Raw genomic sequence first — 13,851 nt, 5'->3', positions numbered from 1 at the left:
TTCGGTAGATTAGCCGTCGACCATGATGACCCTCGCCCCTGCCCGGCCGGCATCTCCGAGAGCCCCGGGCCCGACTTCGGCAGCGCGCGCGGCGCGTGGCGCGGGGATGGGCACCCGCAACTCGGGCTTCTACCGGCACGATCTGGACGGTCTCCGGGGCGTCGCCATCGCGCTCGTCGCCGTGTTCCACGTGTGGTTCGGCCGGGTCTCCGGCGGCGTCGACGTCTTCCTCGTGCTGTCCGGCTTCTTCTTCGGCGGGCGCCTGCTGCGCGGTGCGCTGACCCCCGGCGTGGCGTTGCGTCCGGTGCCGGAGGTCACCCGGCTGATCCGGCGACTGCTGCCCGCGCTGGTCGTGGTGCTGGCCGTGTCCGCCGTACTGACGGTGCTGATCCAGCCCCAGACCCGCTGGGAGACCTTCGCCGACCAGAGCCTGGCCAGCCTGGGCTACTACCAGAACTGGGAGCTGGCCCGCACCGCGTCGGACTACCTGCGCGCCGGCGAGACGGTCAGCCCGCTGCAGCACATCTGGTCGATGTCGGTGCAGGGCCAGTTCTACATCGCGTTCCTGGCGTTGATCATGTTGTCGGCGTGGGTGTTCCGCCGCGTCTTCGGCAGGCACGCACGCATCGCGTTCGTGGTCCTGCTCACCGCGCTGGCCGTCGCGTCGTTCGTCCACGCGATCAACGCGCACAACATCGACCAGGCCACGGCGTACTACGACAGCTTCGCCAGAGCATGGGAACTGCTGCTCGGGGCGCTGGTCGGCGCACTGGTGCCCTACGTGCGCTGCCCGATGTGGCTGCGCACCGTGCTCGCCGTCGTCGCGCTCGGCGCGATCCTGTCCTGTGGCGCGCTGATCGACGGGGTACGCGAGTTCCCCGGCCCGTGGGCCCTGGTCCCCGTCGGCGCGACGCTGCTGTTCATCCTCACCGCGGCCAACCGCCACGCCGATCCGTACACGGCGGGCCGGATCCCGGCGCCGAACCGGCTGCTGGCGTCCGGGCCCTTCGTGGCGCTCGGCGCGATGGCGTACTCGCTGTACCTGTGGCACTGGCCGCTGCTGATCTTCTATCTGGCCTACACCGGCAACTCGCGGGTCAACTTCGTCGAAGGCGCATCGGTTCTGCTGGTGTCGGGTGTGCTCGCGTGGCTGACCACCCGCTACGTCGAGGAGCCGCTGCGGATGCGCGGTTCGGCAGCGGCGACCGGCCCCGTCAGCGCGGTGTCGCTGTGGTCGCGGCTGCGCCTGGCCCACGATCGTGCTGGGCTCCGCCGTGGCGCTCCTGGCGGTGGCGCTGACCGCGACGTCGTTCACCTGGCGCGAGCACGTCACGGTGCTGCGCGCCAACGGCAAAGAGCTGTCGGTGCTGTCCACCCGCGACTACCCCGGCGCGCGGGCGCTGGTGGAGAACGCCAGGGTGCCGCAGCTGCCGATGCGCCCGACCGCGCTCGAAGCCAAGAACGACATCCCGCAGTCCACCACCGACGGCTGCATCAGCGACTTCGACAACGTCGGCATCATCAACTGCACCTATGGCGACAAGGCGGCCGCGCGGACCATCGCGCTGGCCGGCGGTTCGCACGCCGAGCACTGGATCACCGCACTGGACCTGCTCGGCCGGCTGCACCACTTCAAGGTCGTCACGTACCTGAAGATGGGTTGCCCGCTGACCACCGAGGAGATGCCGCTGGTGATGGGGAACAACAATCCCTATCCCAAGTGCCGGGAATGGAACGACCGGGTGCTGCCCAAGATCATCGCCGACCACCCCGACTACGTCTTCACCACGTCCACCCGCCCGTGGAACATCAAGCCGGGCGACGTGATGCCCTCGAGCTATCTCGGCATCTGGCAGGAACTGTCGGACAACGGGATTCCGGTGCTGGCCATGCGCGACACCCCGTGGATGGTGCGCGACGGGGAACCGTTCTTCCCGTCCGACTGCCTCTCCGACGGCGGCGACGCCGTCTCCTGCGGCATCGAGCGATCCGAAGTACTGTCTGATCGCAACCCGACACTGGATTACGTCAAGCGGTTCCCGTTGCTCAAGCCGTTGGACATGACCGACGCAGTGTGTCGTGTCGACTACTGCCGGGCAGTGGAGGGGAACGTGCTGGTGTACCACGACGCACACCACATCTCGTCGACGTACATGCGCACCATGACCAATGAACTGGGCCGCCAGATCGGCGCGGCCACCGGCTGGTGGTCCGGCTGATGACCACGACCGAGGGCTCGTCCGTCCATACCGTCTGGCCCGGTGACTCCTATCCGCTCGGCGCCACCTATGACGGTGCGGGAACGAACTTCTCGTTGTTCTCCGAGGTCGCCGAACGTGTCGAGTTGTGCCTGATCGGCAAGGACGGGCGCGAGCAGCGCATCGAACTCGAAGAAGTCGACGGCTTCGTCTGGCACTGCTACCTGCCCACGGTCACCCCCGGCCAGCGGTACGGCTTCCGCGTGCACGGCCCATGGGATCCCGGCGCCGGGCACCGGTGCGATTCCAGCAAGCTGCTGCTCGACCCGTACGGCAAGTCGTTCCACGGCGACTTCGCCTTCTCCCAGGCGCTGTACTCCTACGATCTGGATGCCGAGGATCCGGCCGGCGGCGGGGTGCCGCCGCGCGTCGACTCACTGGGCCACACGATGACCAGCGTGGTGATCAACCCCTTCTTCCAGTGGGGTTCGGACCGCCCGCCGCGCACGCCGTACCACGAGACGGTCATCTACGAAGCGCACGTCAAAGGCATGACGCAGACCCATCCGGGGGTGCCACAGGAACTGCGCGGCACGTATGCGGGTCTCGCCCACCCGGTGATCATCGACCACCTGAAATCGCTGAACATCACGGCGATCGAGCTGATGCCGGTGCACCAGTTCATGCACGATCACCGGCTGCTCGACCTCGGACTGCGAAACTACTGGGGCTACAACACGTTCGGGTTCTTCGCGCCGCACAACCAGTACGCCGCCAACCGCGCCGCCGGCGGCGCGGTGGCCGAGTTCAAGACGATGGTGCGCGCGTTCCACGAAGCCGGCATCGAGGTGATCCTCGACGTGGTCTACAACCACACCGCCGAAGGCAACCACCTCGGCCCGACCGTCAACTTCCGCGGCATCGACAACGCGGCCTACTACCGTCTGCTCGACGGGGACCTGCGCCTCTACAAGGACTTCACCGGCACCGGCAACAGCCTCAACGCCCGCCATCCGCACACCCTGCAGTTGATCATGGACTCGCTGCGGTACTGGGTGATCGACATGCACGTCGACGGCTTCCGCTTCGACCTCGCCTCCACGCTGGCCCGCGAGTTCTACGACGTCGACCGCCTCTCGGCGTTCTTCGACATCATCCAGCAGGATCCGGTCATCAGCCAGGTCAAGTTGATCGCCGAGCCGTGGGACATCGGTGAAGGCGGTTATCAGGTCGGCAATTTCCCAGGTTTGTGGACCGAATGGAATGGGAAGTATCGCGACACTGTGCGTGATTACTGGCGGGGAGAGCCCGCAACCCTAGGCGAGTTCGCGTCCCGGCTGACCGGGTCGTCGGACCTTTACGAGGCGACGGGCCGCAGGCCCTCCGCCAGCATCAACTTCGTCACCTGCCATGACGGCTTCACCCTCAACGACCTCGTGTCCTACAACGAGAAGCACAACGAGGCCAACGGCGAGCACAACCGTGACGGCGAGAGCCACAACCGCTCGTGGAACTGCGGGGTGGAGGGGCCGACCGACGACCCCGAGATCCGTGCGCTGCGCGGCAGGCAGATGCGCAACATCATAGCCACGCTCATGCTCTCGCAGGGCACGCCGATGATCGCGCACGGCGACGAGATGGGCCGCACCCAACAGGGCAACAACAACGTCTACTGCCAGGACTCCGAACTGTCCTGGATGGACTGGTCGCTGTGTGACACCAACGCCGACCTCGTCGAGTTCACCCGCCGGGTGGTCAAGTTCCGCAAGGACCATCCGGTGTTCCGGCGGAGGCGGTTCTTCGAGGGCAAGCCGCTGCGTACCGGCGACCAGGTGCGTGACATCGCCTGGCTCAACCCGTCCGGGCAGGAGATGACGCAGCAGGACTGGGGGTCGGGCTTCGAGTGCATCTCGGTCTTCCTCAACGGCGACGCCATTCCGGCTCCCGACGACCGTGGCGAACGCGTCACCGACGACTCGTTCCTGTTGTGCTTCAATGCCCACGACGAGCCGCTGGATTTCGTGGTACCCGACGGCGACTACGCCAAGGAGTGGGCCGGCGCCATCGACACCACCGAACCCCAGGGCGAGACCACGCTGGAAGTGGTTGCCGGCGAGACGATCTCGCTGGAGCCCTACTCGCTCCTCGTGCTGCGTAAGACGGCCTGACCATGACCGTACTGTCCACCTACCGGCTGCAGATGCGCGGGCAGGCCAGCGGCGAGGCGTTCACCTTCGCCGATGCCGAGAACCTGGTCGACTACCTCGCCGATCTCGGCGTCTCCCACCTTTACCTGTCCCCCATCCTGACCGCGGGAGAAGGCTCCAGCCACGGCTACGACGTCACCGACCCGACGACCATCTCCGCTGAACTCGGCGGGCCCGAGGGGTTCGAACGCCTGGTGCAACAAGCGCATGCGGCCGGGCTGGGCGTGGTGGTCGACATCGTGCCCAACCACGTCGGCGTCGAGTCCCCGGAGCAGAACGCGTGGTGGTGGGACCTGCTGGCCCACGGCCGCGAGTCGCGGTACGCGTCGTTCTTCGACGTGGACTGGACCCTCGACCCCGACGGCCGGATCGTGTTGCCGGTGCTCGGTTCCGACGACGACGTCGCGGATCTGACCGTCGACGGTGACGTGCTGCGACTCGGCGACCGGACATGGCCGATCGCGCCGGGCACCGGCCCGGACGCACAGCCGGGCAGCGGTCCGCAGGTGCACGACCGTCAGCACTACAAACTGATCGGCTGGCGCCACAACGTGTGCGGCTACCGGCGGTTCTTCTCGATCACGTCGCTGGCCGGGCTGCGCCAGGAGGACCGCGCCGTGTTCGACGCCACCCACGAAGAGGTCCGGCGGTGGCTGACCGAGGGCCTGGTGGACGGCATCCGCATCGACCACCCGGACGGATTGTCCGATCCCGCAGGCTATCTCGCCTGGCTGCGGGAGATCGCCGGGCCACAGGCGTGGATCGTCATCGAGAAGATCCTCGCCGTGGACGAGGCGCTGGACAACAGCCTGCCCGTCGCGGGGACCACCGGCTACGACGCGTTGCGTGAATGCGGCGGGCTGTTCGTCGACCCGTCCGGCCGCAAGGCGCTGACCGCGCTGGTCGAGGCGGCGGGCGTGGACCATTCGGCCGCCCACGCCCAGGCCCGCGCACTCAAGAAGCACGCGGTCACCGTGACGCTCGGCAGTGAACTCGCTCGGCTGCGCCGCACCGTGATCGCGGCCACCGGCCGGGACCACGACCGTCTCCCGGACGCGATCGCCACCGTGCTCAGCCACATCGGCGTCTACCGGTCCGACTACCCGTCGCTGGCCACGGTGCTGCCGGTGGCCCTGGCCGAGACCGCCGCCGAACAGCCCGAACTTGCCGACGCACTCGAACTGCTCGCCGCGGCGCTGACCCACCGCGAGGTCGAGGTGCGGCTGCAACAACTGTGCGGCGCCGCGACCGCCAAGTCGATGGAGGACTGTCTGTTCTACCGCGACGCCCGGCTGGTGTCGCTCAACGAGGTCGGCGGCGAACCGGAGCGGTTCGGGGTCAGCGCCGCGGAGTTCCACCAGCGGGCCGCGGTGCGCGCGGCGATGTGGCCGGCGGCGATGGCGACGCTGACCACCCACGACACCAAGCGCGGCGAGGATGTGCGCGCCCGCATCGGGGTGCTGTCCCAGGTTCCGTCGCTGTGGTCGGAGTTCGTACAGAGCTGGCAGACGAGCACCCCTCCCCCGGATCCGGCCACCGGACTGTTCCTGTGGCAGAACATGTTCGGCGTGTGGCCGGCAGACGGGGCGGTGAGCGACAGCCTGCGGCAACGTCTACACGCCTACACCGAGAAGGCGATCCGCGAGGCGGCGCTGCACACGTCGTGGAACGACCCCGACGAGGAGTTCGAGTCCGCCGTGCACCGCTGGATCGACACCGTCATCGACGGTCCGGTCGGGGCCGAGATGACCGCACTGGTGAGCCGCCTCGACGCGCACGGCCGCAACGACGCGCTGGGCCAGAAGTTGATCACGCTGACCGCCCCCGGCGTGCCCGACGTGTACCAGGGCACCGAGTTGTGGGAGGACAGCCTGGTGGATCCGGACAACCGGCGCGCGGTGGACTACGCCGCCCGCCGCGAGGCCCTGGCCACCGGGGAGCACCCGAAGATGCGGGTGGTGCGCGCGGCGCTGCACCTGCGCCGCGAGCGGCCCGACACGTTCCTGTCCGGCGGGTACCAGCCGTTGCTCGCCGACGGCGACGCCGCGGAGCACGTCGTGTCGTTCCAACGCGGCGACGACGTGGTGGTGGCCGTCGGCCGGTGGACCGCACGCCTGGACGAGACCGGTTGGGGGGAAACCACATTGACGCTTCCCGAGGGCACCTGGACAGATCGCCTGACCGGCGCGTCGCTGCGTGGGCCGGTCCGCGCCGCGGACCTGTTCGCGGGCCTGCCCGTCGCGCTGCTGGTGCGTGACGATGCCTGACCACGAATTCGCGGTATGGGCACCGCGACCCGAACAGGTGCGACTCGACGTCGACGGCACGCTGCATCCGATGACACGCGATGAGAACGGCTGGTGGCGCACCGTCGTCGACGCCGCCCCCGACGCCCGGTACGGGTTCGTGCTCGACGACGACCCGAAGGTGCTGCCCGATCCGCGCTCCCCGCGCCAGCCCGACGGCGTCCACGAGCGCTCTCAGCTGTGGCAGCCCTCGCCCGACGCGTGGTCGGACACCGGCTGGCAGGGCCGCTCGATCGAGGGCTCGGTGATCTACGAGCTGCACATCGGCACCTTCACCCCCGGCGGCACGTTCGACTCGGCGATCGAGAAGCTGGAGCACCTGGTCGATCTCGGCGTCGACTTCGTCGAGGTGATGCCGGTCAACGCGTTCGGTGGCACGCACGGCTGGGGCTACGACGGCGTGCTCTGGTACGCGGTGCACGAGGCCTACGGCGGTCCGGACGGGCTGATCCGGTTCGTCGACGCCTGCCACGCCCGGGGTCTGGGCGTGCTCATCGACGCGGTGTTCAACCACCTCGGCCCGTCGGGCAACTACCTGCCGCAGTTCGGGCCGTATCTGTCCAGCGGCTCCAATCCGTGGGGCGAGTCGATCAACATCGCCGATGCCGGCGCTGACGAGGTGCGCCGCTACATCCTGGATTGCGCGCTGCGCTGGATGCGGGACTTCCACGCCGACGGGCTGCGCCTCGACGCCGTGCACGCGCTTGTCGACACCACCGCGATCCACATTCTCGAAGAGCTCTCCACCGAAACCGACGCGCTGGCAGAGGAAGTGGGCCGGCCGCTGTCCCTGATCGCCGAGAGCGACATGAACGACCCGCGGCTGATCACGCCGCGCAAGGACGGCGGGCTCGGCTTGACCGCCCAGTGGGACGACGACATCCACCACGCGATCCACACCGCGGTGTCCGGCGAACGACAGGGCTACTACGGCGATTTCGGCAGCATCGAGACGCTGGCAGAGACGCTGCGGCACGGGTTCTTCCACGCCGGGACCTATTCGTCGTTCCGCGGCCGCAGACACGGCCGCCGGCTCGACACGGCGACGATCCCGGCCACCCGCCTGCTGGCCTACACCGTCACCCACGACCAGGTGGGCAACCGGGCCATCGGCGACCGGCCCTCACAGAACCTGACCCCCGGCCAGCTGGCGGTCAAGGCCGCGCTGGTGCTCGGATCGCCCTACACGGCAATGCTTTTCATGGGCGAGGAGTGGGGCTCGTCGTCACCGTTCCAGTTCTTCAGCTCCCATCCCGAACCCGAACTGGCGCGCGCGACCGCCGAGGGCCGCAAACGCGAGTTCGCCGAGCACGGCTGGGACGCCGACGCGATTCCCGATCCGCAGGATCCGCAGACCTTCCAGCGTTCCAAGCTGAACTGGGAGGAGATCGGCACGGGCGACCACGCGAAGCTGCAGGAGTTCTACCGCGGCCTCGTCGCGCTGCGCCGCAGCGAGCCGGACATGGCCGACCCGTGGCTCGACGACCTCCGCGTCGACTACGACGAAGACGCCCGGTGGCTCGTGATGCACCGCGGCGCGCTGGCGATCGCGTGCAATCTGGGCCCCGAACCGGTCGACGTGCCCGTCGCCGGCGAGGTGGTGCTGGCGTGGGACGAACCGACCGTCGGCGACGAGACCACCCGCGTCGGCGGGCACAGCGTGGCGATCCTGCGGCGTCAGGTCAGGTAGCGGTAGGTCGGCGACCCGGGCTCGAGCAGCTCGATGTGGCACTCCGAGGCGTCCATCCGCTCGAGCAGCCCCTCCAGATCGGAGGCGGCCGCCATCTCGATGCCGACCAGCGCCTCACCGGTCTCGCGGTTGTTGCGCTTGACGTACTCGAACAGCGTGATGTCGTCGTTCGGCCCCAGCACCTCGTCGAGGAACCGCCGCAGCGCGCCCGGCTCCTGCGGGAAGTCAACCAGGAAGTAGTGCTTCAGACCGAGGTGCACCAGCGAGCGTTCCAGGACCTCGCCGTAGCGGGACACGTCGTTGTTGCCACCGGAGATCAGGCACACCACCGTCGATCCCGGCTCGATGTCGGCGTCGAGCAGCGCGGCCACCGACAGCGCGCCCGCGGGCTCGGCGATGATGCCCTCGTTCTGGTACAGGTCGAGCATCGCGGTGCACACCGCGCCCTCGTCGACCGTCGTGATCGACACCATGTCCCCCGCGGCCGACAACGCCGCGAACGGGTGCGCGCCGACCCGGGCGACCGCAGCCCCGTCGACGAACTGGTCGACGTCGGTGAGCGTGACGGGTTCCCCCTTGGCCAGCGCGGCGACCAGCGACGCCGCCCCGGCCGGTTCGACACCGAGCACCGACGTGGTCGCGGTGCGCTCGGCCAGGTAGGTGGTGATCCCACTGATGCACCCGCCGCCGCCGACGGGCACCACCACCAGATCCGGTTCGAAGCCGAGCTGGTCGAGGATCTCCACGGAGATGGTGCCCTGCCCGGCCATCGTGCGCAGGTCGTCGTACGGCGGTACCAGCGTCGCCCCGGTGCGGGTGACGTCCTCGAGCGCTGCTTCGGCGGCCATGTCGAAGGTCTTGCCGCCGACGATCAACTCGATGAAGTCACCGCCGTGGTAGCGGATCCGGTTGCGCTTCTGCTTGGGCGTCTTGGCCGGGACGTAGACGCGGCCGTGCACGCCCATGGAACGGCAGGCCAGCGCGAAGCCCTGCGCGTGGTTACCGGCGGATGCGCACACCACGCCGGCGGCCTTCTCCTCGGGGCTCAGCTGCATCAGCAGGTTGTAGGCGCCGCGCAGTTTGTACGAACGCACCGCCTGCAGGTCCTCACGCTTGAGATAGACCTGGGCTCCGGTCAGCGCCGACAGCCGTTCGCTCAACTGCAGCGGGGTCTTGGACACCACCCCGGAAATTCGCTGCGCCGCCGCGTCGATGTCCGCCGCGCGCAGCGGCGCGGACGGATCGATCCTGGGACTCTGGCTCAGCTCAGTGGACACCGGACAATGGTGCCACCAGATCGCACCCCGGGTGAAATGCGTTCAAGCCGCCACCCCACAACCAATGTTTCGGCTGGCCGAAAACTCAGATACGAGCTATCGTGATCCCATGACGACCGCCGAACAATTCCGAGCCGTAGTGGCCCGTCCGGCCACGTCGTTGTCTGTGGCAGGGGTGCCCTGGCCCGCCTACAAAGTGCTCTCGCTGCTGGTCGGGTTCCTGGTGTTCGTCCTGGTCGGCCTCGCCACCACGTCCGCCGCACCGGCTGTTCTCAGCGGAGCCGGCGTTGCCACCGCGCTCTGGCTGAGCCTCGGACTGGTCTGCTCACTGCGTCGATAGCCGGTCGCGCTGGGCGCGGATCCCCTCGGCCTGATTGAAGCGCCGCCGCTGCACGGCCCCGAACCCGTCCGGCGCCCCCGACGGCGTCGACCGTTCCGCGAACAACTCGTCACGCTCCAGCGCGCTGCTCACCAGGCCCACCGCGGTGGCCCGGTGCAGCCTGACCCCTTCGAGCGCGTCCGCGCGGCCTCGGCCGGGCTACGCCGCGACGGCGGTCATCCGCCGAGGCAGCCCGGCCCGAGCAGTTCCTTGAGGTCGCCCATCAACGCCGAGGACGGGGTGACCCGCAGCGACTGATCCAACTCCAGCGTGGTGATGCGCTCACCGCTGATCAGCCGGAGATGCACCTGTGCCGTGCCGGGGTGTCGCGCCAGCACCTGCTTGAGCGCGGACACCTTGTCGACCGTGCACTGCCGTGTCGGCAGGCTCACCGCGACCGGACGATTCGCCTGGGCGCTCGAAAAGTCGGGCACCACAAGCTCGTTGGCGATCAGCGAGATACGGTCGTCGCGAATCGCGACCTTGGCGCCCACCAGCACCACGACGTCGTCGGCGATCTCGGCGCCGAACATCGAGTAGGTCTGCGGGAAGAACAGCACCTCGATGCCGCCCGTGAGGTCCTCGATCTGCGCCGAGGCCCAGGGTAGTCCGTTCTTGTTGACGCGCCGGTTCACCGACGCGAGGATGCCGCCGACCCGGACCTGGGTGTCGTTGGCCACGTCGCCGTCGAGGATCGCCGGGATCTGCGTGTCGACCTGCGCGGCCAGCAGATGGGCGATCCCGTTGAGCGGGTGGCCCGACACATACAGGCCGAGCATCTCCCGTTCCAGGGCGAGCTTGTGCTTGTCCTCCCACTCCTCGTCGGGCACCTTGATGGTGAACACCGAATCGGCGCCGCCTGCACCGTCGTCCCCGCCCCCGAACAGGTCGAACTGACCCATCGCCTCGGCCTTCTTGGTGCCCAGCACCGAGTCGACCGCGTCGGTGTGGACCAGGAACAGACCCTTGCGGGGGTGGCCCAGCGAGTCGAAGGCGCCCGCCTTGATCAACGACTCCGTCACCTTTTTGTTGCAGGCGGCGATGTCGATCTTGTTGAGGTAGTCCGAGAAGTCGGTGTACTTGCCCTTCTCGGAGCGGGTGTTCACCAGCGAGGCCACCACGTTGGCGCCGACGTTGCGCACCGCGCCCAGACCGAAGCGGATGTCGTCGCCGACGGAGGCGAAGTTCTGCACCGACTCGTTGACGTCCGGCGGCAACACCGTGATGCCCAGCCTGCGGCAGTCGGCGAGATAGACCGCGGCCTTGTCCTTGTCGTCACCCACCGAGGTCAGCAGACCCGCCATGTACTCGGCCGGATAGTTCGCCTTGAGATAGGCCGTCCAGTAGGACACCAGCCCGTAGCCCGCGGCGTGCGACTTGTTGAACGCGTAGCCGGCGAACGGAAGGATGGTGTCCCACAGCGCTTTCACCGCGGCCTCGGAGAAGCCGTTGGCGGTCATGCCCTCGCGGAAGCCCTTGTACTCGGCTTCGAGCACCTCAAGCTTCTTCTTGCCCATGGCTTTTCGCAGCGCATCGGCCTTGCCCATGGTGTAGGACGCGACCTTCTGGGCGATGAACATGATCTGCTCTTGGTAGACGATCAGGCCGTAGGTCTCGGACAGGATCTCTTTGAGCGGCTCTTCGAGCTCGGGGTGGATCGGCTTGATCGGCTGCCGGCCGTTCTTGCGGTCGGCGTAGTCGTTGTGGGCGTTCATGCCCATCGGGCCCGGGCGGTACAGCGCCAGCACGGCGACGATGTCGTTGAACTCGGTGGGCTGCATGCGCCGCAGCAGGTCGCGCATCGGCCCGCCGTCGAGCTGGAACACCCCCAGGGTGTCGCCGCGGCCGAGCAGTTCGTAGGCCTTCGGATCGTCGAGGGCCAGCGACTCCAGGTCGATGTCGACCCCGCGGTTGACCTTGATGTTCTCGATGCAGTCACCGATGATCGTCAGGTTCCGCAGCCCGAGGAAGTCCATCTTCAGCAGGCCGATGGCCTCGCACGACGGGTAATCCCAACCGGTGATCACCGCGCCGTCCTGCGGGCGGCGCCACAACGGGATCGCGTCGATCAGCGGTTCGGAGCTCATGATCACCGCGCACGCGTGCACACCGGCGTTACGGACCAGGCCCTCCAGGCCCCGCGCGGTCTCGTAGATGGTGCGCACATCGGGATCGGTGTCGATCAGGGCCCGGACCTCGGCGGCCTCCTTGTACCGCTCGTGGGTCGGGTCGGTGATGCCCGAGACCGGGATGTCCTTGGCCATGATCGGCGGCGGCAGCGCCTTGGTGATCCGGTCGGCGATCGCGAAGCCGGGCTGCCCGTAGTGCACCCGCGCCGAGTCCTTGATCGCGGCCTTGGTCTTGATGGTGCCGAAGGTGATGACCTGGGCGACGCGGTCGCTGCCCCACTTGTTGGCCGCATACCGCAGCATCTCGCCGCGTCGGCGGTCGTCGAAGTCGATGTCGATGTCGGGGGCCGACGGCCGCTCCGGGTTCAGGAACCGCTCGAACAGCAGACCGTGCGGGATCGGGTCGATGTTGGTGATGCCCATCGCGTAGGCCACCAGCGAGCCCGCGGCCGAGCCACGGCCGGGGCCGACCCGGATGCCGACCGACTTCGCGTAGTTGATCAGGTCGGCGACGATCAGGAAGTACGCCGGGAAACCCTTGTCGCAGATGACCTTGATCTCGTACTCGGCGCGCGAGATGTACTCCGCGGGCACGGATCCGTCGGCGACGTTCTGAAAGCGGCGCTCCAGCCCCGCCATCACCTCGTGGTGCAGCCACGACCCCTGGTCGTGCCCGTCCGGGACCGGGAAGACCGGCATCCGGTCCCGCGGCGTCCACACGTCGGCATAGGACTGCACGCGTTCGGCGATGAGCAGCGTCGAGTCGCACGCCCCGGGCACCTGGCCGTCCCACAGCGCGCGCATCTCGGACGCCGACTTCAGGTAGTAGCCGTCGCCGTCGAACTTGAAGCGGGTCGGGTCCGAGAGCGTCTTACCGGTCTGGATGCACAGCAGCGCCTCGTGGTTCTGCGACGCGTCGCGGGTGACGTAGTGGCAGTCGTTGGTGGCCAGCGGCGGGATGCCCAGCTTCTGGCCTATCTCGAGCAGACCCTCGCGCACGCGCCGCTCGATGTCGAGGCCGTGGTCCATCAACTCGAGGAAGAAGTTCTCCGGCCCGAAGATCTCCCGCCACCTGGCCGCCGCTTCGAGGGCCTCCTGCCGATGGCCCAGTCGCAGCCGGGTCTGCACCTCCCCGGACGGGCAGCCGGTGGTGGCGATGATGCCCTCGGCGTGCTCGGCGATGATCTCGGCGTCCATCCGCGACCACTTGCCGAGCTGACCTTCGAACGAGGCCAGCGACGACAGCTTGAACAGGTTGCGCAGACCCGTCGCGTTCTCGGCGACCATCGTCATGTGGGTGTAGGACCCGCTGCCGGAGACGTCGTCGGACTTCTGGCTCGGATCACCCCACAGGACACGCTTGGTGTCGAACCGCGAGGCGGGCGCGATGTACGCCTCGATCCCGATGATCGGCTTGATGCCGACGTCGGTCGCCGCGTTGTAGAACTCGCTGGCGCCGAACATGTTTCCGTGGTCGGTCATGCCGATCGCGGGCATTTCCAGTCGTTGCGCCTCGGCCAGCATCGGCTTGACCTTCGCGGCGCCGTCGAGCATCGAGTACTCGGTGTGGTTGTGCAGATGCACGAATGACCCGCTCATAGGGAAGTCAGTCTAGGACCGCCCACCGACAGCGCCCGGCGTGTCGGGCTGCGTGTCTCGCGTCGT

General features: G+C 68.2%; 7 protein-coding genes and 1 pseudogene. 5 read left to right on the top strand and 3 right to left on the bottom strand.

The window, feature by feature from the left end; all coding sequences use genetic code 11:
- Positions 1-22: 22 nt before the first annotated feature.
- The 4 genes and pseudogenes from C6A87_RS12965 (at position 23) to treZ (ending at position 8,401) form a co-directional block, all read left to right on the top strand.
- Positions 23-2,219, top strand: a pseudogene (locus C6A87_RS12965) (acyltransferase family protein).
- On the top strand, positions 2,219-4,366 hold the full coding sequence (gene glgX, locus C6A87_RS12960) for a glycogen debranching protein GlgX (RefSeq protein ID WP_311117580.1): 2,148 nt from the start codon (positions 2,219-2,221) through the stop codon (positions 4,364-4,366). Before C6A87_RS12965 ends, glgX begins: the two are co-directional and overlap by 1 nt.
- Before the next feature lie 2 nt (positions 4,367-4,368).
- Positions 4,369-6,672 (top strand): malto-oligosyltrehalose synthase, encoded by a 2,304-nt coding sequence (gene treY, locus C6A87_RS12955; protein WP_311117579.1) that lies wholly within the window; start codon positions 4,369-4,371, stop codon positions 6,670-6,672.
- Complete coding sequence (gene treZ, locus C6A87_RS12950; RefSeq protein WP_311117578.1) at positions 6,665-8,401, top strand: malto-oligosyltrehalose trehalohydrolase; 1,737 nt, start codon at positions 6,665-6,667, stop codon at positions 8,399-8,401. Before treY ends, treZ begins: the two co-directional genes overlap by 8 nt.
- Here the strand turns inward: treZ and ilvA are convergent.
- Positions 8,389-9,678: a threonine ammonia-lyase IlvA gene (gene ilvA / locus C6A87_RS12945; protein ID WP_311117577.1), complete on the bottom strand. Its 1,290-nt coding sequence runs from the start codon at positions 9,676-9,678 to the stop codon at positions 8,389-8,391. The genes treZ and ilvA overlap by 13 nt on opposite strands.
- 109 nt (positions 9,679-9,787) lie before the next feature.
- Here ilvA and C6A87_RS12940 point away from each other — a divergent pair, with 109 nt between their 5' ends.
- Complete coding sequence (locus C6A87_RS12940) at positions 9,788-10,018, top strand: hypothetical protein (protein WP_311117576.1); 231 nt, start codon at positions 9,788-9,790, stop codon at positions 10,016-10,018.
- Here C6A87_RS12940 and C6A87_RS12935 read toward each other — a convergent pair.
- Complete coding sequence (locus C6A87_RS12935; RefSeq protein WP_311117575.1) at positions 10,004-10,150, bottom strand: hypothetical protein; 147 nt, start codon at positions 10,148-10,150, stop codon at positions 10,004-10,006. The two genes, C6A87_RS12940 and C6A87_RS12935, sit on opposite strands and share 15 nt — an antisense overlap.
- Positions 10,151-10,233: 83 nt before the next feature.
- Entirely contained in the window at positions 10,234-13,785 is a 3,552-nt protein-coding gene (gene dnaE, locus C6A87_RS12930; RefSeq protein ID WP_311117574.1) for a DNA polymerase III subunit alpha, read from the bottom strand.
- Between the last annotated feature and the right edge of the window lie 66 nt (positions 13,786-13,851).

Source organism: Mycobacterium sp. ITM-2016-00317 (genome assembly GCF_002968295.1).
Taxonomy (GTDB): Bacteria; Actinomycetota; Actinomycetes; order Mycobacteriales; family Mycobacteriaceae; genus Mycobacterium.
Note: the sequence above shows the minus strand (reverse complement) of the source record. Positions and strands in the feature narration are given on the sequence as shown.